Source organism: Plantibacter sp. Leaf1 (assembly GCF_001421315.1).
In the GTDB taxonomy this organism is placed as follows: domain Bacteria; phylum Actinomycetota; class Actinomycetes; order Actinomycetales; family Microbacteriaceae; genus Plantibacter.
Genome location: NZ_LMJX01000002.1, coordinates 1,469,815 through 1,492,933 on the forward strand (window position 1 = coordinate 1,469,815; position 23,119 = coordinate 1,492,933).

28 protein-coding genes are annotated in these 23,119 nt (G+C 70.3%); 14 read left to right on the forward strand and 14 right to left on the reverse strand.

What is annotated here, in order from left to right; genetic code table 11:
• Positions 1–22 precede the first annotated feature (22 nt).
• Together ASE44_RS09075 and ASE44_RS09080 are read left to right on the forward strand one after the other, a co-directional pair.
• Entirely contained in the window at positions 23–259 is a 237-nt protein-coding gene (locus ASE44_RS09075; protein WP_056008668.1) for a hypothetical protein, read from the forward strand.
• 70 nt (positions 260–329) lie between these two features.
• Complete coding sequence (locus tag ASE44_RS09080) at positions 330–971, forward strand: hypothetical protein (protein ID WP_056779102.1); 642 nt, start codon at positions 330–332, stop codon at positions 969–971.
• Between the two features lie 51 nt (positions 972–1,022).
• Here the strand turns inward: ASE44_RS09080 and ASE44_RS09085 are convergent, their stop codons facing one another.
• Positions 1,023–1,232, reverse strand: coding sequence for a helix-turn-helix transcriptional regulator (locus tag ASE44_RS09085; RefSeq protein ID WP_056779104.1), 210 nt, complete (start codon positions 1,230–1,232; stop codon positions 1,023–1,025).
• The gene (locus tag ASE44_RS09090; protein WP_056008676.1) at positions 1,229–1,633 is read right to left on the reverse strand and encodes a hypothetical protein; all 405 of its coding nucleotides are present in this window, start codon (positions 1,631–1,633) and stop codon (positions 1,229–1,231) included. The genes ASE44_RS09085 and ASE44_RS09090 overlap by 4 nt, the downstream gene beginning before the upstream one ends.
• A gap of 229 nt (positions 1,634–1,862) precedes the next feature.
• On the opposite strand from ASE44_RS09090, the gene ASE44_RS09095 reads away from it, so the two are divergent.
• Positions 1,863–2,714, forward strand: coding sequence for a DUF4097 family beta strand repeat-containing protein (locus ASE44_RS09095; RefSeq protein ID WP_056008678.1), 852 nt, complete (start codon positions 1,863–1,865; stop codon positions 2,712–2,714).
• Positions 2,711–3,343 (forward strand): PadR family transcriptional regulator, encoded by a 633-nt coding sequence (locus ASE44_RS09100; RefSeq protein ID WP_056779108.1) that lies wholly within the window; start codon positions 2,711–2,713, stop codon positions 3,341–3,343. The genes ASE44_RS09095 and ASE44_RS09100 overlap by 4 nt, the downstream gene beginning before the upstream one ends.
• Before the next feature lie 64 nt (positions 3,344–3,407).
• On the opposite strand, the gene ASE44_RS09105 is transcribed toward ASE44_RS09100, so the two are convergent.
• Positions 3,408–3,914: a septum formation family protein gene (locus ASE44_RS09105; RefSeq protein WP_056779111.1), complete on the reverse strand. Its 507-nt coding sequence runs from the start codon at positions 3,912–3,914 to the stop codon at positions 3,408–3,410.
• 261 nt (positions 3,915–4,175) lie between these two features.
• Between ASE44_RS09105 and ASE44_RS09110 the strand changes: the two genes are divergently transcribed.
• A complete protein-coding gene (locus ASE44_RS09110; protein WP_369796429.1) occupies positions 4,176–6,179 on the forward strand; it encodes an APC family permease in 2,004 nt (667 codons plus the stop codon).
• A 37-nt stretch (positions 6,180–6,216) separates the two neighbouring features.
• On the opposite strand, the gene ASE44_RS09115 is transcribed toward ASE44_RS09110, so the two are convergent.
• A complete protein-coding gene (locus ASE44_RS09115; RefSeq protein ID WP_056779112.1) occupies positions 6,217–7,038 on the reverse strand; it encodes a helix-turn-helix domain-containing protein in 822 nt (273 codons plus the stop codon).
• A gap of 60 nt (positions 7,039–7,098) precedes the next feature.
• On the opposite strand from ASE44_RS09115, the gene ASE44_RS09120 reads away from it, so the two are divergent.
• Together ASE44_RS09120 and ASE44_RS09125 are read left to right on the forward strand one after the other, a co-directional pair.
• Positions 7,099–7,617 carry a glyoxalase/bleomycin resistance/extradiol dioxygenase family protein gene (locus tag ASE44_RS09120; protein ID WP_056008691.1) on the forward strand — a complete coding sequence of 173 codons (519 nt, stop codon included), beginning with the start codon at positions 7,099–7,101 and terminating at the stop codon, positions 7,615–7,617.
• Between the two features lie 12 nt (positions 7,618–7,629).
• On the forward strand, positions 7,630–7,920 hold the full coding sequence (locus ASE44_RS09125) for a hypothetical protein (RefSeq protein ID WP_056779116.1): 291 nt from the start codon (positions 7,630–7,632) through the stop codon (positions 7,918–7,920).
• A gap of 69 nt (positions 7,921–7,989) precedes the next feature.
• Here ASE44_RS09125 and crcB read toward each other — a convergent pair whose 3' ends face one another.
• Genes crcB through ASE44_RS09145 form a run of 4 tightly spaced genes read right to left on the reverse strand, consistent with a single transcriptional unit; the run spans position 7,990 to position 9,911 of the window.
• Positions 7,990–8,370, reverse strand: a complete 381-nt coding sequence (crcB, locus tag ASE44_RS09130; RefSeq protein ID WP_056008696.1) for a fluoride efflux transporter CrcB — start codon at positions 8,368–8,370, stop codon at positions 7,990–7,992.
• On the reverse strand, positions 8,367–8,801 hold the full coding sequence (locus tag ASE44_RS09135) for a CrcB family protein (RefSeq protein WP_327078813.1): 435 nt from the start codon (positions 8,799–8,801) through the stop codon (positions 8,367–8,369). The genes crcB and ASE44_RS09135 overlap by 4 nt, the downstream gene beginning before the upstream one ends.
• The gene (locus ASE44_RS09140; protein WP_056779121.1) at positions 8,798–9,322 is read right to left on the reverse strand and encodes a universal stress protein; all 525 of its coding nucleotides are present in this window, start codon (positions 9,320–9,322) and stop codon (positions 8,798–8,800) included. The genes ASE44_RS09135 and ASE44_RS09140 overlap by 4 nt, the downstream gene beginning before the upstream one ends.
• Before the next feature lie 4 nt (positions 9,323–9,326).
• Complete coding sequence (locus ASE44_RS09145; protein ID WP_056781003.1) at positions 9,327–9,911, reverse strand: HhH-GPD-type base excision DNA repair protein; 585 nt, start codon at positions 9,909–9,911, stop codon at positions 9,327–9,329.
• 207 nt (positions 9,912–10,118) lie between these two features.
• Here ASE44_RS09145 and ASE44_RS09150 point away from each other — a divergent pair, with 207 nt between their 5' ends.
• Together ASE44_RS09150 and ASE44_RS09155 are read left to right on the forward strand one after the other, a co-directional pair.
• Complete coding sequence (locus tag ASE44_RS09150) at positions 10,119–10,334, forward strand: DUF3073 domain-containing protein (RefSeq protein WP_056008702.1); 216 nt, start codon at positions 10,119–10,121, stop codon at positions 10,332–10,334.
• A 120-nt stretch (positions 10,335–10,454) separates the two neighbouring features.
• Positions 10,455–11,651: a 2TM domain-containing protein gene (locus tag ASE44_RS09155; RefSeq protein WP_056779124.1), complete on the forward strand. Its 1,197-nt coding sequence runs from the start codon at positions 10,455–10,457 to the stop codon at positions 11,649–11,651.
• A gap of 70 nt (positions 11,652–11,721) precedes the next feature.
• Here the strand turns inward: ASE44_RS09155 and purF are convergent, their stop codons facing one another.
• The 3 genes from purF to ASE44_RS18805 all read right to left on the reverse strand — a co-directional run bounded on the left by purF (position 11,722) and on the right by ASE44_RS18805 (position 14,825).
• Positions 11,722–13,179 (reverse strand): amidophosphoribosyltransferase, encoded by a 1,458-nt coding sequence (gene purF / locus ASE44_RS09160; RefSeq protein WP_056779127.1) that lies wholly within the window; start codon positions 13,177–13,179, stop codon positions 11,722–11,724.
• Between the two features lie 72 nt (positions 13,180–13,251).
• Positions 13,252–14,370 carry a phosphoribosylformylglycinamidine cyclo-ligase gene (purM, locus tag ASE44_RS09165; protein WP_056779130.1) on the reverse strand — a complete coding sequence of 373 codons (1,119 nt, stop codon included), beginning with the start codon at positions 14,368–14,370 and terminating at the stop codon, positions 13,252–13,254.
• Positions 14,367–14,825, reverse strand: coding sequence for a hypothetical protein (locus tag ASE44_RS18805; protein ID WP_200921036.1), 459 nt, complete (start codon positions 14,823–14,825; stop codon positions 14,367–14,369). The genes purM and ASE44_RS18805 overlap by 4 nt, the downstream gene beginning before the upstream one ends.
• A gap of 83 nt (positions 14,826–14,908) precedes the next feature.
• On the opposite strand from ASE44_RS18805, the gene zapE reads away from it, so the two are divergent.
• Positions 14,909–16,054: a cell division protein ZapE gene (zapE, locus tag ASE44_RS09175; RefSeq protein ID WP_056779132.1), complete on the forward strand. Its 1,146-nt coding sequence runs from the start codon at positions 14,909–14,911 to the stop codon at positions 16,052–16,054.
• Between the two features lie 33 nt (positions 16,055–16,087).
• On the opposite strand, the gene ASE44_RS09180 is transcribed toward zapE, so the two are convergent.
• A complete protein-coding gene (locus ASE44_RS09180) occupies positions 16,088–17,146 on the reverse strand; it encodes a glycosyltransferase family 2 protein (protein ID WP_235522577.1) in 1,059 nt (352 codons plus the stop codon).
• A 75-nt stretch (positions 17,147–17,221) separates the two neighbouring features.
• The gene (locus ASE44_RS09185; RefSeq protein WP_056779136.1) at positions 17,222–17,587 is read right to left on the reverse strand and encodes a sterol carrier family protein; all 366 of its coding nucleotides are present in this window, start codon (positions 17,585–17,587) and stop codon (positions 17,222–17,224) included.
• Between the two features lie 38 nt (positions 17,588–17,625).
• Here ASE44_RS09185 and purD point away from each other — a divergent pair, with 38 nt between their 5' ends.
• From purD to ASE44_RS09200, 3 genes are all read left to right on the forward strand, one after another.
• Complete coding sequence (gene purD, locus ASE44_RS09190) at positions 17,626–18,891, forward strand: phosphoribosylamine--glycine ligase (RefSeq protein ID WP_056779139.1); 1,266 nt, start codon at positions 17,626–17,628, stop codon at positions 18,889–18,891.
• Between the two features lie 19 nt (positions 18,892–18,910).
• Positions 18,911–19,762 (forward strand): alpha/beta fold hydrolase, encoded by an 852-nt coding sequence (locus tag ASE44_RS09195; RefSeq protein WP_056779141.1) that lies wholly within the window; start codon positions 18,911–18,913, stop codon positions 19,760–19,762.
• A gap of 150 nt (positions 19,763–19,912) precedes the next feature.
• On the forward strand, positions 19,913–20,413 hold the full coding sequence (locus ASE44_RS09200) for a 2'-5' RNA ligase family protein (RefSeq protein WP_056779144.1): 501 nt from the start codon (positions 19,913–19,915) through the stop codon (positions 20,411–20,413).
• 27 nt (positions 20,414–20,440) lie between these two features.
• Here ASE44_RS09200 and ASE44_RS09205 read toward each other — a convergent pair whose 3' ends face one another.
• Entirely contained in the window at positions 20,441–22,012 is a 1,572-nt protein-coding gene (locus tag ASE44_RS09205) for a DHA2 family efflux MFS transporter permease subunit (RefSeq protein WP_056779146.1), read from the reverse strand.
• 149 nt (positions 22,013–22,161) lie between these two features.
• On the opposite strand from ASE44_RS09205, the gene ASE44_RS09210 reads away from it, so the two are divergent.
• Positions 22,162–23,106, forward strand: coding sequence for a phosphoribosylaminoimidazolesuccinocarboxamide synthase (locus tag ASE44_RS09210; protein ID WP_056781008.1), 945 nt, complete (start codon positions 22,162–22,164; stop codon positions 23,104–23,106).
• The last annotated feature ends 13 nt before the right edge of the window (positions 23,107–23,119 follow it).

Below are 23,119 nucleotides of genomic sequence, written 5' to 3' on the forward strand. Positions count from 1 at the left end.
GCGCGCTGCTTAGGCTCGGACCATGATCTCGAAGACGACCTCCTCACCCCGGTCCGCTCGACCCGCCCGCATCGACCCCATTGTCATGAGCGCGATGACCGGCGCCGGCGTGGGCCTCGGGTTCGCCATCGCCCTCGCCGTCGCCGCGATGCTCGACGTCCCCTTCGGGGTCCCGCTCGCGGTCGCCCTGCCCGGAGCGATGCTGCTCGCCGTCGGAGCAGCGATCCTCATCACCCGTCGGCGCAACCGGCTCGCCTGATCCCGGGCGCATCGCACAAGTGTCGGTTAGCGTGGTGGGGCATCGACCTGCCGACGACAGGAGACACGCCATGACCCAGCGCAGTAACCGGGGACGCACGATGCGTTCCGCCATCACGATCGTCATCCTCGCCGCCCTGTGCACCGGCTGCGGCATCGGACGCCCGGCGGTGGCCCCGAACGACGTCGACGACGCTCGACTCATGCGACTCGCGTCAGATCCACTGCTCACCGACGGCGACGTGCAGGAGGCGCATGCACCCGACACCTCGGCGAACGTCACGGTGCAGCGCGGCAGCGTGACGGGCTCCGACGAGTGGGAGGCACCACTCGCCGAGGACGGGACGGTGGTGCCGGGGGCGACCCTGGAGGAGGCCCGTTCGCTGCTCGCGACCGTTCGGGACGCCGGGTGGACACCCGTCGCCGTCTCCTGCTCCTTCGATCGCTCCGGTGAGCTCGGGGCGGCGCGCGTGTTCGCCGTGAAGGAGCTCGGTGACTTCACCGCGGCGTTCGAGTCGCACGTGTCCCTCCGACTGACCGACCGTGTGGCCTACGCGCCCTTCCACGACGAGGATGCGGATCCGTGGCGGCCGACCGCCCCCGTCGCGTCTGGCGACAGCTGCCTCGACACCGCGCCGGCTCCCGGCGAGGACGCCCCACCTCCGGAGAACGTCCCGCTCCCCGACGAGCTGAACATCTCGCGCTGGTACTGAACGGCGGCGATCATGACCCGACTCGTCCGACGATGACCGCTGAGGTGCGGCTCATCGCCGGGGAGGTGCGCCATCCGGTTCGAAGAGGTCCTCGATGTGGATCCCGAACAGCGCCGCGAGGCGGAATGCGAGGGGCAGGCTGGGGTCGAATCGCCCTTTCTCGATCGAGATGACGGTCAGACGCGTGACGCCGACCAGTTCAGCCAGGTGGGCCTGCGACCAACCGGCGTCCTGACGACGTTCCCTGAGCGAGTTCTTCACGCCCGGACTGCACGCGTGCGGGCGATCGCGTACCGCGTGGCCGTCGAGGCGAAGGCGACGAGCAGGACGCCGAGCAGCACGAGCTGTGTCGGCAGTTCCGACCGCACGATCGAGATCGCCGCGAGCCCGAGCCCGACCGCCAGGACCACGTCGGTCGCCGTACCGGCGAGCGCCGTGTTCATCCAGGTCGCCTCCGCAGTCTCGGACGTGTGCGGCGAGGGCTGGCTCTTGGGGGCCACGGCGATGATCCAGCCCAGCATCACGCCGAACGGAAGGGCGGCGAGGGCGAAGACGATCCCCGAGAGACCGGCGGCGATCGGCGAGAGCGCCCAGGCCACCACCCCGGCGAGGGTCGAGACCGCCGCTCCGATCAGGACGGCGACGAACCAGCGAATCATCATGTTTCCTCCATGTATAGCGAACTATGCGTATAGCAAACTGTACATCACGAGTCGCGAACCCGAGACCACACATGGGAGACCGCAGACGCCGCGGTCGCGACCCCAGCCGATCCCAGGGTCGACTCAGGGTGATCCCGGAGGCTCCCGGGGTTGCCGCGCGACGGAACGCGATATATCGTGAGTTCCAGCTCAACGCGATATATCGCGTTCAATCGGAAGGAAGCGCACCATGGCACAGGAGAAGTGGATCATCGCCCCCGGCGAGAGCCGCATCATCGACCTCGAGCTCGTGAGGCGGCTGAAGGTCGGCCTCATCGGCGGCCAGGTCGACATCATCGGGCACGACGAGCCCGGTGCGCGCATCGAGGTCGGCGCCGTCACCGGCAAGGACCTCAAGATCACCATCGACGGCGACGTCGCGGAGATCGACCACCCGCAGCTGCGCTGGGACAACTTCCTCGAGGTCTTCTCGAACTTCGGCGCAAACCGCGCCACCGCCCAGGTGAGCGTGCTCGTCCCACGGGACATCGCGCTCACACTCGGCGTCGTGAGCGCCGGCGCGCTCGTCTCCGGACTCACCGCCGACGTGAAGCTCAACACCGTCTCGGGCGACCTCGTGGCCGACCGCATGACCGGCCGCCTCGACCTCAACTCCGTCAGCGGCGAGGTCACCGTCCAGCACCACACCGGCCGCATCAACGCCCACACCGTGTCCGGCGACGTCACCGTCTCCGGCGACATCACGAGGGCGTCCGTCGACGGGGTGTCCTCCGACCTCCTCCTCGACGTCCACGGCGCCGCGGAGCAGCTCGACCTGAACACCGTGAGCGGCGCGATCACGGTCCGACTCGACGACGACCTCGCCGCGCGCTACACGGCGAACTCCGTCGGCGGCCGCCTCGCCATCGACGGCGTCGTCCTCAAGGGGCTGCGCGGCGGCGGCTACAGCTCGCACACCGGCGCCCTGTCCGGTCAGTTCGCCGAGGTGCGCCTCAACACCGTCGGCGGTGCGGTCACGGTCCTCCGACGCGCGACTGCAGAGCCCGCCACGGCGACCGCCGGGAGCGAGGCCGGAGCATGAGCCCCGTCTTCGCGCACGGCAGTCTGCGCCTGTACCTGCTGAGCCTCCTGGAGGAGTCGCCCAAGCACGGGTACGAACTCATCCAGGCGCTGACGGATCGGAGCGGCGGGACGTACAGCCCGAGCGCCGGCACCATCTACCCCCGCCTCGCGAAGCTCGAGGAGGAGGGCTTGGTCACCAAGACGAGCGACGGCCGGAAGAGCGTCTACGAGATCACCGAGGCCGGCCGAGCGGAACTCGCGGCACGCGCCGGCGAACTCGACGGCATCGAGGACCAGCTCACCGACTCCGTGCGCCGGATTGCCGACGAGGTCCGGAGCGGGGTGACGGCGGCCATGAAGAGCCTCCGCGCCGATCTCGCCTCCGCGGCACGCGAGGCGAAGCAGTCGTCGAAGCCCGGGCCGAGCTGGACGACCGCCTCCGAGGAGAGCGCCGACCAGAAGGTGCATGGCCGCCTGGCGCTGCACGAGACGGACGTGTCGATCAACGAGTTCCGACAGGCGGTCCGCACGGAGCTCCGCGAACACGTCGCACGCGGTGGCGTCCTCGACGAGGCGACCGTCTCGGCCCTGCGCGCCGACCTCGTCGCCGTCCGCGACCGCCTGCGCGAGCAGCTCCGCGGCTCCTGACGATCCACGGACGACGAAGCGCCCGCCTCCACATCGGGAGACGGGCGCTTCGTCGTCCATCGGGTCAGCGCGCGGCGCCGGCGAGCGAACCCGTGGTCGCGGCGGTGTCGAAGATCACGCAGGTGACGAGGCGGTCGTCCATCTCCTCCCAACTCCCCTTCGTCGGCGTGTAGTAGTTGAACTCGAGCGAGGAGTCCTCGTAGACGATCCCGGCGAACGCCTGGAACTGTGCGTAGCAGCCGTCGTCGGCCTGCTGCGTGACCGCCTCGTCGCCCGGCCATTCGTCGCCGGTCAGGGTGACCTCGCCGTACACCTCGTACTGGTGGGGCTCGGAGCACGGCACGGTGGGCACCTCGGAGACCTCCTCCGAGGACGACTCGTCGTTCAAGCAGTCGCCGACGGAGAGCGTGAAGACGTCGGTGGTGCCCCCACCGACGATCTCGCCGGACTGCGCGTCACGGGTCTCGGCCGGCTTCGGGAGGATGCCCTCCACGACACTGCAACCGGAGAGCGTCAGGGCCGCGGCGAGGGCGGCGAGGGCGAGCGGGAGGAGACGACGGCGAGCGGTCACGATGAGGGTCCTTGCGGTGGGTGGTCGATCACGAGCGGCTGTCCCGGCTCACAGCCAGGCAACAGCCGTCGATCAGGATATTGCTCGGCCGTTCTGGTCCGCCACTCCCCCGCTCGATGAACACTGCGTCACGGTCGGGTGACGATGCCTGTCCATCCAGCCCATCTCCGCTTGACTCCCCTTGGCGAAGGAGTAATATCGCCGCTCGTGACAACTGAGGGTCGAGAGCCCGGGACAGAACCACGATCAGCAAAACGCTGGTTGATCGGGGACCCGCTGCCGACCGACAACCTGGAGGGCCAGCTCCTCCCCAAGCGCCTCGCGCTGCCGATCTTCGCGAGCGACGCGCTGTCGAGTGTCGCGTACGCTCCGCAGGAACTCCTCATGATCCTGACCCTCGGCGGGCTCGCCTTCCTGAGCTTCGCGCCCTGGGTCGCCGCGTGTGTCGTGATCCTGCTGGTCGTGGTCGTCGCGAGCTACCGGCAGCTCATCAAGGCGTACCCCTCGGGCGGTGGCGACTACGAGGTCGCGCACCGCAACCTCGGCGAGAAGGCCGGCCTCGTCGTCGCCTCGGCGTTGCTCGTCGACTACGTCCTGACGGTCGCCGTGTCGGTCGCCTCCGGCGTCGACAACATCATCTCCGCGATCCCCGGGCTGAACCCGTGGCGCGTGGAGCTCGCGGTCGGCTTCGTGCTCGTGCTCATGGCCGTGAACCTCCGAGGCGTCCGCGAGTCGAGCAAGGCCTTCGCGATCCCCACCTACTTCTTCATCGCGAGCGTGCTCGTCATGATCGTCGCCGGCCTCGCGCGCACCTTCCTCGGCGACGCCCCGGTGGCGTCGAGCGCCGAGTTCACGGTGCAGGGCGAGAGCCTCACGCAGGCCGCGTTCATCCTGCTCCTCCTCCGCGCGTTCTCCTCCGGCTGTTCGGCACTGACGGGTGTCGAGGCGGTCTCGAACGGTGTCCCCGCGTTCCGTCGCCCGCAGATCAAGAACGCGCAGAAGACCCTCGTCCTCATGGGCGGAACGGCCATCGTGCTGTTCGTCGGACTCACCGCCCTCGCGCTCATCTCCCGCGTGCACTACGCCGAGAACGCCTGCCACCTCGAAGGGTTCGCGAACTGCGCGACCACGCCGCAGCCGAGTCTCATGGCGCAGGTCGCGACCGCGGTGTTCGGCGCGAACAGCATCCCGTTCTTCCTCATCCAGGCGGCGACGGCGTGCGTCCTCCTCCTCGCCGCCAACACCGCGTTCAACGGGTTCCCGCTCCTCGGCTCCGTCCTCGCGCGCGACTCCTACGCCCCCAAGTCGCTCAACACCCGCGGCGACCGCCTCGTGTTCTCGAACGGCATGATCATCCTCGGGCTGGCCGCCTGCGCGATCCTCGTGGTCTACCAGGCCAACCTCACGCAGCTCATCCAGCTGTACATCATCGGGGTCTTCGTCTCGTTCACGCTCGGGCAGACCGGCATGGTGAAGCACTGGCTGCGCATGCTCCGTGAGGGCTGCGACAACCGGGGCTCCGTCTACCGCGGCCTCGCGATCAACGCGTTCGGCGCGCTGCTCACCGCGAGCGTCCTCATCGTCGTCACGATCACGAAGTTCACCCACGGCGCATGGCTCGTGTTCGTGCTCATGCCGATCCTCTTCGTGCTCATGCTGGGCGTCAACCGGTACTACCGCGATGTCGAGAAGGAGGTCGAGGTCGATCCGACCACGACCTTCGGCGCGACGGGCGACCACGCGATCGTGCTCGTCGGCAAGATGCAGAAGCCCATCCTCAAAGCGCTCGACTACGCGATCGCGGCCAAGCACGACAGCCTCGAGGCCGTGCACATCTCGGTCGACCCCGAGTCCACGAAGCTGCTCGAGCAGCAGTGGATCGAGCAGAACATCCACGTCCCGCTCGTCATCCTCGAGTCGCCGTACCGCGAGTTCGCCATGCCGCTCGCGAAGTACATCAAGGCCCACCGCGCGGAGCACGGCTCCGAGGTCGTCACCGTCTACATGCCGCAGTACATCGTCGGCCACTGGTGGGAGAGCCTCCTCCACAACCGGCGGGCTTCACGGATCCGCAACCAGATCATGCTCGTGCACGGCGTCACCGTGGCGCTCGTCCCGTGGTTGCTCGACTCCTCGGAGCTCATCTACGGCCGCCGGTCCCGTCCGCTGCCCGGACAGGAGCGACGCGGCGAGATCGTCCGTGTTAAGAAGCCGATCGAGCGGAAGCCGCACATCGACCGCAACACGGGCCGCACCAGGACCTGAGCCGAGCGCCCGGTGCCGGGCGTCACCGGTCAGCGTGTCATCGGTCCGGGCGGTTGTCGGGATCACGACGGTAGCCCGTCGGCGTCAGCCCGAGCACCCGACGGAAGTCCGAGGTCAGGTGCGCGTGGTCGGCGTAGCCGAGGTCCGCGGCGACCTGGGCGATCGTGACGTCGGCGTCGTCTCGGAGCCGCTGCGCCGCCTCCTGCAACCGGTAGCGTCGGATGATCGTCAGGGGCGGCAGCCCGACGGACCGCTGCGCGAGCCGCTGGACGGCACGGACGCCCACGCCGAGGCGTGCTGCGAGCTGCTCGACCCTGACGATGTCGCGGTCACCCGCCACGATCTCCTCCATCCGGTTGGCGAGCAGTCCGTCGACGTCGACCGTCGGGAACCGGTCGGCGCACCAGGCCTGGCAGGCGCGCACCGCGCCGCTGCGGGCGGCGTCGCGGTCTTGGCCGGCCATCGCCGCGACCACGTCGCCGTGGAGCGACGGCGCTGCGAACGGCACCTCGACGTCGCGGAGCGTCCCGGGATCGTCGACCAGGGTCATGAGCGCCGCCGGCCGCAACAGCATGCCGACCGCCCAATTGCTCCCCGTGAGATCGCGGTGGGACGCGCTCGTCGTCGGGCCGGCGAGCGTCACCGCATCAGGCCCAACGACGAGGTTCGATGCGGGGAACGGCAGCAGTTCCTGGCGTGAGCTTCGCCCCGGTGCCAGTCGCCACTCCGGGATCCAGAACCACCGGACGAGGCCGGAGAGTCCCGGCGGCGCCTCCACCCGGTGGAAGGTGGGCAACCGGGCCGGATAGAGCACGCCGCGGGGATCGATGGACGCCCCGGTGCCGTCGATACCGGACATCTGGCCCTCTCGTCGCGAATCTTCAAGCCACCCGGCCCTGCTGGTCCGTACCGTCGCAGCATGAGCGAATCCACTGCATCGAAGACCGGTGTCACCGGCGACCACACCACCGCCGGGGTGCCCAACGGCTCCACGAGCCTGACCCCGTTCCTCGTGGTGGCGCGCGCCGCCGAGGCGATCGAATTCTACCGAGCGGTCCTCGGGGCGCGACTGGTGGACGCCACCGAGATGGGCGGCGTCGTCGTGCACGCCGAACTCGACCTCGGCGACGGACGCCTCCAACTCGGTGAACCGAACCCGGAGTACGGCTTGATCCCTGCGCCCGGCGGCGAGTCCGACTGCTACTCCCTGGGCTTCTTCTGCGCCGACGTGGATGCGGTGGTCGCGAGGGCCACGGCCGCGGGTGCGACGATCCGGGAGCCGGCCACGGATTTCGTCTCCGGCGACCGCTTCGCGTCGATCCGCGACCCGTTCGGCGTCCGCTGGTCGATCATGTCCCGCATCGAGGACCTGTCCGAGGAGGAGAGCGCTCGACGCGTGGCCGACTGGGCGGCACAGGCCGCGTCCGGTCGGAGCTGACAGACTGAGGGCATGTTCACCTGGGGTCTCTCGCTGCTCTTCCTCGCGGCCGTGTCCGGCACCCTCTCGATGGCGCGACTGATCGCGGCGAACCCCGACTCCCCACTGCCGATGTGGCAGGGGCGGCCGCAGCGGCTCCCCCAGTTCACGATCATCCTGCGCGGACTCTCCGGCGGCCTCGGGGTGTTCGGCGTCTTCCTCCTGTGGTCGGAGATCGGCTTCTGGAGCGTCCTGCTGCTCGTCGTCGCCCTCGGCATCCCCATCGCGCTCAACGTCCGACACAACCGCCGGTTCGAGGCATAGCCGCCGTGTTCGATCGCCCATCTTCGGGCGAACGAACGCTCATTCGCCCATGATTGGGCGAACGAGTGGCTAGGCGAGGAGCGAACCGAGCCCGTATCCGACCAGGGCCGCGACGACCGACGCGACGAGCATGCCCAACGCGTTCGTCAATCCGGCCCGGGAACGTCCGTCGTGGAGCAGCCGGACGGTCTCGATGCTCGCGGTGCTGAACGTCGTGTACCCACCGAGCAGCCCACCCCCGAGGACGAGCCGCCACGCCTCGTCGACGACCCCGCCGAGGGCCAGCGCCGTGACGAGGCCGAGCAGGAGCGACCCGCTGACGTTGATGACGGTCGTGCCCCAGGGGTACGCACCACCCACACGGGAGCGGATGAGGCCGTCGACGACGAAGCGGGCAGCGGCGCCGACACCGCCGGCCGCCGCGATCGCGAGGAACAGCCAGGGCGTCACGAGCGGCCACCGCCGATCCGTCGGGCGAGGACGATGCCGCCCCAGCTCGCGAGGGCGCCCAGCACGATGCTCCCCGCGGCGTACAGCACCCCGACCAGCGCGTTCCCCTCGATGAGGAGGACACTGCTGTCGGCTGCAAGCGCGCTGTACGTCGTGAAACCGCCGAGGACGCCGGTGCCGAGGAAGAGGCGGAGATCACGTCGACGGCCGTCGTCGGGCCCGCGTCGGAGGAGCGACTCGACGAGGAGGCCGAGCAGGAAGGCGCCGACGACGTTGATGCCGAGGATGGCCACGGGGACACCGCCGATGGGCGGGATCGCGAGCGAGATCGCCTCGCGGGCGCCCGTCCCGATCGCGCCACCGACCGCGACCATCGCGATCGTGGCGGGTTGGAGGTGCGGAGCCCGTGTCCCCGTCGGAGCGGCCGTCACCGCAGGTCGCCGGCGGGGGCGTCCCACAGCGGTTCGTCGGTGGCGCTCGGCGCGAGAGGGACCACGACCACCGGACGCGCCTGCCGATGGGCCAGCGTCGCGGCGACGGAGCCGTTGAAGAACTCGAGGATGCCCTTCCGCAGGCCACGCTCCCGGGTTCCGACGATGATCGCCCGCGCGGACACCGAATCGGCGAGCCTGCCGAGGGCGCGCGCCGGATCGCCGGCGAGCTGGGTCAGCTCCCACGCGACGCCGGTGTGGTCGAGGAGACGATGCGCGGTCGCCTCGAGCCCGGGATCGGCCGGCTCCGGGTCGAAGTCGTGCAGATCGGCGTCGAACGGCAACGACGTGACGGTGCCGTCGACGTTCTCGACCACGACGAACCGGCTCGCGTCGACGTGGGCGAGGACGAGCCGGCAGGCGAAGGCCTGCGCGAACGACGCCGCCTCGATGAGCACGGTATCGGGCTGCCCCGGCGTGACACCGACCACGATCGCGGTACCCCGCTGCGCTTCGCTCATGTCGTCACTCCCCCTTCGCGCGCTTCGCGGCGGCCTTGGCCGCCTGCTTCGCCGCCCGCACCTGTGCGAGCGACTCCGGGTCGACGATGTCGGCGACGGACCGGAGACTGCCGTCCTCGCCGTAGGGCGCCGACGCGTCCCGCCAGTCGGCCGCGTCGAGCCCGTACTGCTTGCCGAGGAGCGCGAGGAAGATCTTCGCCTTCTGCTCACCGAACCCCGGCAGGGCGAGCAGGCGCTTCAGGATCTCCGGGCCGTCGGGCGCGTCGCGCGTCCAGATCGCCTCCGCGTCGCCGTCCCAGTCGTCGACGATCGCGGCGCAGAGCCCCTGCACCCGGCCGGCCATGGAACCCGGGAACCGGTGCACGGCGGGACTCGTCTTGAAGAGGGAGGCGAACGCCTCGGGTTCTTCCCGCGCGATGGTGGCCGCATCGAAGGAGCCGAGACGATCGCGGATCTTCAGCGGGCCGGCGAAGGCGGTCTCCATGGGGACCTGCTGGTCGAGGAGCATGCCGATGAGGAGGGCGAGCGGGTCCGAGGACAGCAGCCGGTCGGCGTTCTGGTCTCCCGTGATGTGCAGGGTTCCGGTCATGCCACCATCGTCCCACCAGTCGTCGCGCAGGCCCACCCCCGGTGCGGCACGCCGTGCAGCCCGCCCGCCGAGCGGGTCCTCCCGCACGAGCGCTCCGGCCACGGGCAGCATGGTAAGCTGAACGCTAGTCTTTATCGTTCCCTGGTAGGCGAAAGCCCCGGACGCCCCGCAAGCGCGGCCGGTCAGAAAATCATGAGGGGGTCTCGCATGGGTCGTGGCCGTCAAAAGGCAAAGCACACGAAGATCGCTCGTGAGCTCAAGTCGTTCAGCCCGGACGTGAACTACAACGCGCTCGAGCGCGAGCTCACGGGACACTCCGCCGACGGCCCGAACACGGGCGTCGACGAGAGCTACGACGACGAGATCGCGAAGTGGGCTGAGTACGCCGACAAGTACGCCGACGGTGAGGCGAAGGGCGCGTAGTCGCGTCCTTCCCGTTCGTCGAGCGGTGTGCACCATCGGAGCCGTCACCCGCAGCTGAGGGGTTTCTCCGACGACTCTGGGCAAATGGAGTTCTGACGAGGCGAAGACTAGCCTGGACGGATGAACACCGACGAGCTCCGTAGTGCCGCCAAGAAGCGCCTGAAGGCGCAACACGATTTCAAGCAGTTCCTCGCCGTCTGGGGTGCGGTCTCCGTCCTCCTCGTCGTCATCTGGCTCCTCACGGGCGCCTGGGGATACTTCTGGCCGATCTGGCCGATCTTCGTGATGGGCATCGCGGTCCTGTTCGTCGGTCTCGACGCCTACGGGCCGTCGAAGCACATCACCGAGGACGCGATCGACGCCGAGGTCGCCCGTCTGGTCGAGAGGCAGCAGCAGCGTGCCGCGGCACGTGCGGCCGCCGCCCAGCCCACGTACGAGCAGGGTCAGCAGTACACCGGTGGCCAGACCACCGCCTACGACCCCTCCGTCTACCAGAACGGACAGACCGGCCAGGCGCCCGTCTACGACCCGACGCAGTACCAGCGCCAGACGGGGTCCTACGACACCGCGCAGTACCAGACCGGCCCGACGGCCGGATACGGCGCCCAGCCGTCGCCCGACTCGGCGACCCAGGCCTATACAGGCACCCAGCAGTACGGCACGCAGGAGCAGCCGTCGGCTGAGACGACTGCCGTCCCGGCTCCGCCCCGGACCACCGAGCCGACGCCGACCGAGCAGTTCGCCGCAGTCTTCTCCGGCACCGGCCTGCCGACGGCCACGGACCACGCGCCGAGCGAACCGGCCGAGTCCATCGTTCTCGATTCCACGGCCACCGGCGACACCGAGACGGTGACGGCGGCCGCCGACGAGACGCAGGCACGACTGGACGGCGAGACGCCGGTCGAGCACGTGTCCACCGAGGGCACCGCAACCGACGACGCCACCGACCGGGCGACGACGTCCGCCGCAGCGGCACCCGCCGCGACCGTCAGTGCACCGCGGAAGACATCAACGCGCTCGACGTCACCGCGGAAGCCCGCCGCCAAGGCGGCGACGGCCGCCGGCACCACGGTCCGGAAGACGAGCTCGACCCGCGCCTCCACCGGCGCCGCCGCGCCGAAGGCAGCCGGAGCGAAGGCCCCCGCCGCGAAGGCCACGGGTACCACGGGGACGAAGCGGACCACGTCAGCCTCCACCACGGACGGTACGCCGAAGGCCCCGGCGGCCAAGGCTCCGGCCAAGCCGCGCACGACGAAGCCGAAGGTCACGCCGACCGACGCCCCGACGACGGCCACCGAGCCGGGCACGGCCGAGTAGCACCCGCGACACGACGACGGCGCGCGATCCCCTCGGGGGTCGCGCGCCGTCGTCGTTCAGGTGCAGGAGCTCAGGAGAGCTGCGAGCGCTCGACCCACTCGAGGTACTCCTCGGAGACGGTGCCCGTGACGTACTCGCCGGTGAAGCAGCTCATCTCGAGGTCGCTGATGCCGGACCCCTCGAGGATGGCGGCCTTCATGTCGGCGACCTCCTGGTAGATGAGGTTGTCGGCACCCAGCTCGCGGGCGATGTCGGGGATCTTCTTCCCGTGCGCGACGAGTTCCTTCCGCGACGGCATGTTGATGCCGTACACGTGCGGGTACCGGACGGGTGGGGCGGCGGAGGTGAACGTCACCTTGTTGGCGCCGGCGAGCCGGGCCATGTCGACGATCTCCTTCGAGGTGGTCCCGCGCACGATCGAGTCGTCCACGATGAGGATGTTCTTGCCCTTGAACTCCGACCCCATGGCGTTGAGCTTCTGGCGCACGCTCTTCTTGCGCTGGGCCTGGCCCGGCATGATGAAGGTGCGGCCGACGTAGCGGTTCTTGTAGAAGCCCTCGCGGTACTCGATGCCGAGCTTCTGCGCCACCTGCATGGCCGCGGGCCGTGAGGAGTCGGGGATCGGCATGACGACGTCGATGTCGCCCATCGGCGTGTACTCGGCGATCGTGTCGGCGAGCCGGTTGCCGAGCCGCAGCCGTGCCTCGTAGACCGAGATGCCGTTCATGACCGAGTCGGGTCGCGCGAGGTAGACGTACTCGAAGGAACACGGGACGAGCCGCGGGTTCTTGGCGCACTGACGGGAGTAGAGCTCGCCGGAGGCGGTGATGAAGACGGCCTCACCCGGGGCGATCTCGCGCACGGTCTCGTAGCCACCGGCCTCGAGGACGAGCGACTCCGAGGCGACGACCCAGTCGTTCCCGACCAGACCCGTCTGGCGCTTCCCGAGGATGAGCGGGCGGATGCCGAACGGGTCGCGGAAGGCCAGCAGCCCGTGGCCGGCGATGAGGGCGATCGTCGCGTAGGAGCCCTCGACGCGCTCGTGGACGTTCTCCACGGCGTTGAACACCTGGTCGGGGTCGAGGTCGAGGCCGCTGATCTGCCCCTGCAACTCCGTCGCGAGCACGTTGAGGAGGAGTTCGGTGTCGCTCGTGGAGTTCACGTGACGGCGGTCGACGTGGAACAGGTCCTTGCTGAGCTCACGCGTGTTCGTGAGGTTGCCGTTGTGGATGAGCGTGATGCCGTAGGGCGCGTTCACGTAGAACGGCTGCGCCTCGCTCTCGTTGGCGGCGTCGCCCTTCGTCGCGTAGCGCACGTGCCCGAGCCCCATGTTGCCGAGCAGCGAGCGCATGTCGCGGGTGCGGAAGGCCTCCCGTACCTGCCCCTTCGCCTTCACCATGTGGAAGGTGCTGCCGTCGGCGGTGGCGATGCCGGTGGAGTCCTGACCGCGGTGCTGCAGGAGCAGGAGGCTGTCGTAGACCTGCTGATTGGCAGGCTCGGTTGAGACGATGCCGACGATGCCGCACATGCGTGGGGACTCCTTGTGGTTCGTGCTGGGCGAGTGACGGAACGGAGGGAAGCGGGACGTGCGGCGGTGGCGTCAGTCGCGGTAGGCGCCGACGAGGCGGACGGCGCCGCCGTCGACCCCCTTCGCGCCCTGCTCGAAGCCGGTGAGGTCGTGGGTGGCGGCGTCTGCACCGAGGTGCACGGTGCCGACCTGCCAGGTCGCGATGCCGTCGGCCTCGAGCGCCGCAGTGATGTCGGCCGCCAGCGCGGGCGACACGACGGCGAAGAACCCGACACCGAGGTTCCAGGTGCCTTCGCTGGACTCCAGCGTGGAACCCGCGAGCTCGCTCAAGGTGCGGAACACGGGAGCGGGGCTCCAGGTGGAGCGGTCGACCTCGGCCCAGGAGCCCTTCGGGAGGACGCGTGCGAGGTTCGCGGCGATGCCGCCGCCCGTGACGTGGCTGAGCGAGTGCACGCCGCCGGCGAACGCGGGGGCGTCGAGCAGGCGCAGGAGCGGGAGGGTGTAGAGGCGCGTCGGTTCCAGGAGGGCCTCACCGAAGGTGGTGCCGAGCTCGTCGCTGTGGTCGCTGTAGCCGACGCCCGCCTGGGCGAGGATGTGGCGGACGAGGGAGAAGCCGTTCGAGTGCAGACCGGAGGACGCGAGGGCGAGGATGACGTCGCCGTCCTCCACCCGGTGCTCCCCGAGGATCGCATCCGCTTCGACGGCTCCGGTGCAGGCTCCGGCGACGTCGTAGTCGTCGACCCCGAGGAGCCCGGGGTGCTCGGCCGTCTCGCCACCGATGAGTGCGGTACCGGTGTCGGAACAGGCGCGGGCGATGCCCGACACGATCGAGGCGATGCGCTCGGGGTGCACCTTGCCGCAGGCGATGTAGTCGGTCATGAAGAGCGGCTTCGCGCCCACCACGACGATGTCGTCGACGACCATGCCGACGAGGTCCTGACCGATGGTGTCGTGCTTGTCGATCGCCTGCGCGATCGCGACCTTCGTGCCGACGCCGTCGGTGGAGGTCGCGAGCAGCGGGCGACGGAAGGAGGTGAGCGCCGAGGCGTCGAAGAGGCCGGCGAAGCCACCGAACCCACCGAACACCTCGGGGCCGTGCGTCTTGGCGACGGCAGCCTTCATGAGGTCGACGGCGCGGTCACCGGCTGCGGTGTCGACACCGGCTTCCCGATAGGTGGTGGATGAGGTCATGACCGTCCTGAACCTTCTGCGGTGGGTGGATTCGGGGGGCCGGACTCACCTGGCTCGGCACTCGCGGGACCGGTCGGCTCCGCGTCTGCCGCGGGGGTTCCGGCTGGATGCACGTCAACTCTATCCGCTCGGACGATCCGGGTCCGTCGTGCCATCGAGCGGTCGATGAGGAGGCCGATCCCGAGGGCGGCGGCGCCGAAGACCACGATGCACACGAGCAGCAGGAAGCCGAAGACCTGGGTGAGCGAGTAGTCGGGGCTCGTCGGGAACGCGAAGGTGAGGACGAGGGCCGCGATGATGCCCACGAAGGCCCCGATGACGAGGAACCGCCAGTAGCGGGGCGAGCGGCGGACGGCGACGGACCCCGTGGAGTACACGGTCGCGACCTCGGTGTCGGTGGCGGGTTCGGAGGGGAGCTGAGCTTCCGGCGCTGGCTGCCCGGTGGCATCTGTCATGACTCCATTCTCCCCCACGATCCCGGCCACCGTGAACCGATGGTGAACGCGGGTCGACATCCGTCGGCGACTACGATCGAGCGGTGGACACGATCGAGACGACTGGGAGGATCCCGTCCGACGACGCGTCCGAGCAGGACGTGCTCGCGGCCGTCGTCGCCGCCGCGCGCGACGCCGGCTTCACCCTGGAGCCCGAACAGCTCGAGGTGGTGCGCCGGCTGGCGGCCTTGCCGATCGGCGGGGACGAGCCTGCACACCTGTATCTCTGGGGTGCCGCCGGTCGCGGCAAGACCTGGCTGCTCGACGCGTTCTTCGCCGCCCTCCCGACGCCGCGGAGAGGACGGGTCCACTTCCACTCCTTCTTCCGCGGGCTGCACGCCTCGATCCATCGGCTCCGCACCGAGGCCGCCGACGCCGCCCGAGCGACGGGTGAGCCCGGCGCCGGCTCCCGCGCGGCGGCCGGAGCGGTCGTGAACGCGGTCGAGCAGGCCGTCGACGAACTGCTCGACGACGTCGACGTCGTGCTCTTCGACGAGTTCCACGTGCACGATCCGGGTGACGGCATGCTCATGATCCGGCTGCTCGAGGCGCTCTTCGCCCGGCAGGTGACCCTGTTGACGAGTTCGAACTTCCGGCCGCAGGACCTCCTGCCCGATCCGGTGTACCACCACCTCTTCGAGCCGGGCATCGCGATGATCGAGGCGAACATGACCGTGGTCGAGCTCGGCGGTTCGGCGGATCACCGCCGTACCTCCCCGATCCGCAGACGCGACGGCTTCGCCCGGGGCAGCTGGTCCGTCGCCGGCGAGGCCGCGGACGCCCACCTCGCCACACTCGGCCTCCACCGTCCCCGTCCCGACGAGGCGACGACGCTGGCGATCAGCGGGCACACCTTTCGCGCGGCCGCCGCGGGCGACGGCACCGTCTGGTTCACCGCGGCGGAGCTCCTCGAGCGTCCGACGTCCGTCGGCGACTACCTCGCCTGGACGGCGGACTACGACCGGTGGGTGCTCGACGCGCTGCCGGCGTCCCACGAGCTCACCCGTGAGGCTCGCGCCCGGTTCGTCCACCTCGTCGACGCGCTCTGCGACCTCGGCGTCGAACTGCACGTCGTCGCGGCGACCGACCGGGAGACCTTCATCGCCGCTCCCGGCCTCGGCCGGGGCGGCTTCGCCCGCGACGCTGTCCGGACGCGCAGCCGACTCGCCCTCCTGCACGAGATCGGCTGACGGAGACTCAGCCGCGGCCGAGCATGCGACGGGCTACTTGCGGCTGTGTTCCAACGATCCGGCACGCATGGCGGCCTCGTCGTTCAGGTCGACGCGGGAGGCGACGTAGTAGCTGCTCCACTTCGCCGCGTGGTACGCGGGGTTCATGACGAACCAGTACGCGCGGCGCTTCCAGCCGTACTGGCGGTCTCGGACGATCCGCTTCGCGTCGCGCAGGGCGCCGAACACCGTGTAGGCCACCTGACGGAACCGGCTCACGCGGGTGACGGGCTTGCCGATGCGGCGGAGCGCCGTCGTCTCGTCGAAGATGCGCTTGCGGTACTCGTCGAGCGTGAGGTCGTTGGAGTGGATCACCCAGCCGCGCGGTGCGTACGCCTTCCGTAGGCCCGCCGCGATGATGTCGGCACCGAACGCCATGTCCTCGGAGTAGGGCAGGTCGCGGTAGGGGATGTCACCGAGCAGGAGCTCTCGCCGCGTGGCCGAGTTGACGTCGGAGTAGAACGCGAGGGCGTCGAGCAGGCCGCCGTTCCCGTCGGCGAAGCCGTCGTTCGCGAAGACCGTCGTCCCGAAGTCCGGTCCGAAGTTGTTGAAGACGTCGGTGATCTCGTACTTCAGCAGCGGGAAGCAGTTCGGGCGGGCGACCTGCTTGCCCATGACCGCGACGACGTCCAGGCCGTCGGGATCGAGCGGCGCGGTGAGCTCGTGCAGCCACCGTGAGTCGCCGGGGATCGCGTCGTGCGTCAGGTAGGCGACGACCTTGCCACGGGCGAGCCGGGCCGCGAGCTGGCGGGTCCGCCCGTGACCGAACTCGCTGTTCGGGATGACGTGCAGGCGGACGTCCGGGTGCGCGGCGACGATGTCGAGGGTGCGGTCGGTCGAACCGGAGTCGATCACCAGGGTCTCGAAGGTGCCGTCGTACTCCTGCCCCTCGATCGCGGTGAGGATCTGCTCGAGGTACATCTCACCGTTGTACGTCGGGATGACGATCGTGGCGTCGAGCGTCGTCTCCTCGACGACGTCGAGGGGATCGTGGGCGCCGTGGGGCTCGGCGTCGTCGGGACGGCTCGTCGCGGGGTCGGTGTTGGAGGTCACCGCACCAATGTACCCGGAGGCCGCTGGAGGCGACCCGGTGGGAGCCTCGCGGTGGTCGTGGGTCGGCGGCAGGGCTCAGCGCGGCAGGAGCAGGGGCACGAGACCGGAGAGGTCCGCCCGTTGCCCCGAAGCGTGGACCGTCCCTCCGGCCATCGCGGCGGCCCAGTCGATGCGCCCCGAGGCGAGGGCGAGCCAGGTGGGCGGGTCCATCTCCACGACGTTCGGCGGCGTCCCGCGAGTGTGCCGTGGGCCCTCGATGCACTGCACCGCTCCGAACGGCGGGACCCGCACCTCCACGGTGTTGCCCGGCGCCCGTTCGACGAGGAGCTCCAGCAGGTACCGCACCGCGGTCGCCATGTCGGTGCGCGCCACCGGTCCGTCACCGAGCGCCTGCTCGAGGGCGGCACGGCCGACGGCGTCGGTGATCCTGGGTCTGACCATGCATCCGAGGCTAGGGCATTGCGCCTTAAGCTAGACGGGTGAAGATCCTCGTCCTCGGTTCCGGTGCCCGCGAGCACGCCATCATCAAGGCTCTCCTCTCCGAAGAGGCCGGGCACCACATCATCGCCGCCCCCGGCAACGCGGGCATCGCGGGGGATGTGACCGTGGTCGGCATCGACCAGGAGAACCCGTCGATCGTGCGCGACTTCGCCCGCGACGAAGCGGTCGACCTCGTCGTCATCGGGCCCGAGGCCCCGCTCGTCGCCGGCGTGGCCGACAAGCTGCGCGCCGCCGGCATTCCGGTCTTCGGCCCCAACCGCTCCGCCGCCGCCCTCGAGGGCTCGAAGTCCTTCGCCAAGCGCATCATGGACGAAGCCGGTGTGCCCACGGGCCGCGCCGTCCGTGCCGAGGACCTCGACGCGGCGATCGCCGCCCTCGACGAGTTCGGCGCCCCCTACGTCGTCAAGGCCGACGGCCTCGCCGCGGGCAAGGGCGTCCTCGTCACCCACGACCGCGAAGCGGCCATCCAGCACGCGACCAACTGGCTCGGCTACGGCGGCATCCTCGTGGAGGAGTTCCTCGACGGCCAGGAGGTCTCCCTCTTCTTCATCACCGACGGCGAGACGGTACTCCCCCTGTCCCCGGCGCAGGACTACAAGCGCCTGCTCGACGGCGACGCCGGGCCGAACACCGGCGGCATGGGCGCGTACTCGCCGCTGCCCTGGCTCGACAACCGCTTCGGCAGCGAGACCGCCTTCGTCGACGAGGTCCTCGAGACCGTCGCGGTGCCGGTCGTCCGGCAACTGGCCTCGGAGGGCAACCCGTTCCAGGGGCTGCTCTACGCCGGCCTCATCCTCACCGAGCGCGGCATCCGCGTGATCGAGTTCAACGCCCGGTTCGGCGACCCCGAGACACAGGTCGTGCTGCCGCGCCTCGTGACGCCGCTGTCCGCACTCCTCCTCGGTTCGGCCACCGGCACCCTCGGCGAGCAGCCGCGCCCGGCCTTCGCCGAGGCCAGCGCCGTCACCGTGGTGCTCGCGAGCCAGAACTACCCGGAGACGCCGGTCACCGGACGCGGGATCACCGGTCTCGACGCCGCGGTCGCGGTGGAGGGCGTCCACCTGGTGCACGCCGCGACGGCGGACGTCGACGGCGGGCTCGTCGCCACGGGCGGTCGTGTGCTTAACGTGGTGGCGCTCGGGTCGACCTTCGCCGAGGCGCGGGGCCGGGCGTACGAGGCGCTGTCGCGCATCGAGCTCGAGGGCGGGCAGTACCGCACCGACATCGCCGCACGCGTCTCCTGACGCGACGACGACCGACACCATGCCGACCCTCACGAGTCACGACGGCACACGCCTGCACGTCGACGTCATCGGCGACGAGTCGCTCCCGCCGTTGGTCGTGCTCGCCGGCGGCCCGGCCCGCCACCCGGTCTACCTCGGCGACCTCGGCGGTCTGAGCACTCGCCGGCGGTTGATCGTCCTCCACCAGCGTGGGGTCGGCGAGTCGGACGCCGGCCCGGCCGGGACGACGGCGAGGTGGCCGGAACTCGCCGAGGACGTGGAGGCGGTCCGTCTGTGGTTGGGCCTCGACCGTTTCGAGCTGCTCGCCCACTCCGCCGGCACGCGGGTCGCGATCAGTTACGCCGCCCGGTACCCGCAGCACCTCGACCGCCTCTGCCTCGTCACCCCTCCGGCCACCTGGCTGGTGGACGCTGATGACGACAGCGCCGAGATCATCGCCCGGCACGCCGCCGCGGACTGGTACCCGGGCTTCCTCGACGCGCTCCCGGCGCTCCTCGCCGCGCCGGACTCGGCGACCGGCAACCGGCTCTTCCCCGCGGTCGCCCCCATCGCCTGGGGCGACTGGGACGAGACGGCGCAGGAGCACGAGCGACTGGGCGCCTGGCACCCGGCGGCGCAGGACGCGTTCGTCCACACGCCGACGCCCGACGAGGTCGAGGACCTCCGCGACGCGCTCCGCCACCTCGCGGCACCCGTCCTCGTCGTCGCCGGATCCGAGGACGGCCTCACCGGACTCGCACCGGTCCTCGACCTCGCGAAGCGCTTCCCGCTCGGGCAGGCGATCGTGCTCGACGGCTGCGGCCACTACCCCTGGGTCGAGCAGCCGCGGTCCTTCGCCGCCGCCGTGACCCCGTTCTTCCCCGCTGACTGAGGCCCGACCGCAAGCCCTGCCGCCGAGAACCCGTCCGGTGTTGACTGGTGCGGTGCAGACGTTCCTCCCGTACCCCGACTTCCACGCCAGCGCCGAGGTCCTCGACGACCCGGCGACGCTGGACGACGTCTGGCCGGTGGCGACGGACTGATGGTGCACAGCGTCGATCTGACCTTCGACGACGAGCTCGACGCTGCCGTCCGAGCGCGCTGGCGTGCCCTGTCGGACCTCGGCCTGCCGAGCCTGTCGACGCATCAGGGCGCCAGCAACCGCCCGCACATCACGCTGCTCGCCGGGGAGACACTGGAGCTGCACGGGCGGCCGGTCTTCGAGCCGTTCACCGTCCGCCTCGGGGCGCCGCTGACCTTCCCTCGCCGATCGGGCGCGGTGCTCGCGCTCGGCGTCGTGCCGACCCTGGACCTCCTCGCGCTGCACCGTCGGGTCGCCGCCGTGGTCGAGGGTGGGTTCGACCACACGCGACCGGGAGCCTGGACGCCGCACGTCACGCTCTCCCGACGGATCGTCGCCGAGCAGACCGGAGCCGCGCTCGAGGCACTGGCCTCGCTCGGGCCGCTTCCGGACGGTGAGGTCCTCGGCCTCCGGTTCTGGAACGGCGACACCAGGACGGTCATGGAGCTCGTGGGCCCCTGACCCGCCCGGTGCCGCCGCAGCGCTTGGCTACTCCGTCTCGACCCGCGCGGCCTCGGCAGCCGCAGCGGCCTGGCCGTGCTGCGTCTCGGGCGTCGACCACGCCGCAGCCTTCGGCTTCTGGAAGAACAGGACGATGATCGCGCCGAGGAGGGCGAACCCTGCCGGGAGGAGCAGCGACTGCGACATCGCCGCGGTGAAGCCCGCATGCAGGGCCTCGGGGAGCTCCCCGCCGGTCACCTCGCTCACGCCGCCGGTCGCCCCGCCGGGAGCCGCGGGGAGTTCGGCCGCCAGCCGGCCCTGGATGAGGGCGGCGATGGCCGCGCTGCCGAGGACGGCACCGATCTGACGGGTGGTGTTGAAGACACCCGAGCCGGCGCCCGCCTGGTGCTGCGGCAGACCACGGGTGGTGAGGTTCGAGACCGGACCCCACATGAACCCGTTCGCCAGGCCGAGGACGGCGCTCGGGAGCAGCAGCATGAGGATCGGCTGCTCCGGTGTCAGCAGGATCGAGTACCACCCGAGCGACAGCGCCAGCAGCAGGAGCCCGGCGAGCGCGAACCACTTCGGGTTCACGCGGTCGATGGCGCGGCCGACCACCGGTGCCAGCCCGGCGGACAGCACGGCCATCGGGACGAGCATGAGCGCCGACTGCGTCGGGGTCAGCCCACGCACCGTCTGGTAGAAGAACACGAGCGGCAGCGACAGGCTCGTCACCGTGAAGCCGATCGTCGAGATCGCCAGGTTGCCGACCGAGAAGTTGCGGTCGCGGAAGAGCGCCAGCGGGAGCAGGGGCTCGCCCTTCATGACGGCCTGCCAGACGACGAAGAGGGCCAGCACGACGACCCCCGCGATGATGAGGCTCCACACGGTGATCGGGCCGGCGATCGTCCCCCACTCGTAGCTCTGGCCCTCCTGGATGCCGAACACCAGCAGGAACATGCCGAGCCCGCTGAGCACGACGCCGAGGATGTCGAAGCGGTGCGGGTGGGTGGCGAGGGCGGGCACGTTGCGCCAGACCATGATGAAGCCGACGATGCCGACGGGCACGTTGATGAAGAAGATCCACTCCCACCCGAGGCCGTCGACGAGCACCCCGCCGAGGATCGGGCCGACGAGGGTCGCGACACCGGCGGTCGCACCCCAGAGGCCCATGGCCGCACCGCGACGGTCGGGCGGGAAGATGCGCGTGATGACGGCCATCGTCTGCGGGGTCATGAGCGCGGCGCCGAGCCCCTGCACGACGCGCGCGACGATCAGCATCTCGATGGTGCCGGAGAACCCGCACCAGAGAGACGCGAGCGTGAAGACGACGAGGCCGACGAGGTAGAGGTTCTTCGGCCCGAAGCGGTCGCCGAGGCGGCCGGTGATGAGCAACGGCACCGCGTAGGCGAGCAGGTACGCGCTCGTCACCCAGATGACGTTGTTGATGTCGGTGTCGAGGCCGCGCATGATCGCCGGGTTCGCGACCGACACGATGGTGGTGTCGATGAGGATCATGAAGAAGCCGATGACCAGGGACCAGAGGGCCGGCCACGGCCGCACCGCTCCCGGGGCCGGACCGCTGACACCCTGCGGTGGCGTGGACGAGGAGGTGGACATGGTGTCGCTTTCTGCGGGGAGGAGGAGGTCGCACGGGCTGCTCGTGGAGTGGGGCGCGGGCACCCGGCACATGCCAGGCGAGGGCGCGGGTGGAATATACGCCCATGCACCCACCCTCGCAAGCCCGCCGTCGGTCCCGCATGCCGCCGATGCAGGATACTGGTGGGGTGAGCGCATCCTCGGACACCAACGACTGGAACCACGTCTACTCGGGCAAGGTCCGAGATCTGTACGAACCGGCCGAGGGCCCCGAGGACGTCCTGCTCGTCGTGGCGAGCGACCGCGTGAGCGCCTTCGACCACGTGCTCGAACCGGGCATCCCCGGCAAGGGCGAGCTCCTCACGAGCCTGAGCCTCTGGTGGTTCGACCAGCTGCGGGACGTCCCGAACCACCTCGTCCCCGACCACCGACTCGACGCCTCGGGTGTCGCCGTCGCGACGATCCCCGACGCGTTCGCCGGCCGGGCGATGCTCGTCCGGAAGCTCGACATGTTCCCCGTCGAGTGCGTCGTGCGCGGCTACCTGACGGGCTCCGGTTGGAAGGAGTACGTCGCCAGCCGCACCGTCTGCGGCATCCCCCTGCCGGACGGACTGCGCGACGGCGACCAGCTGCCCGAACCACTCTTCACGCCCGCCTACAAGGCACCGCTCGGCGAGCACGACGAGAACATCTCGTTCAGTCGCATGGTCGAGCTCATCGGCGAGGACGACGCGGTCGCCCTGAAGGATCTGTCCCTCGAGATCTACCGGACGGCGTCAATGACCGCCGAGCGCCACGGGGTGATCCTCGCCGACACGAAGTTCGAGTTCGGCCGGAACCCGGAGACCGGCGCCATCACCCTCGGGGACGAGGTGCTCACCTCCGACTCCAGCCGCTACTGGGATCGCGACGTCTACCTCGCCGGCGACGACCCGACCGAGCGGATGGCCAGCTTCGACAAGCAGATCGTGCGCAACTGGCTCGCCCACAACTGGGACCAGCACGACGAGGCGACCCCCACGCCGCCGACGCTGCCGTCCGAGATCGTCACGCAGACCGCGGCACGGTACCGCGAACTCCTCGAGCGCCTCACGGGCCTCCCGCACGCTCGCTGACCACGGCGAGGGT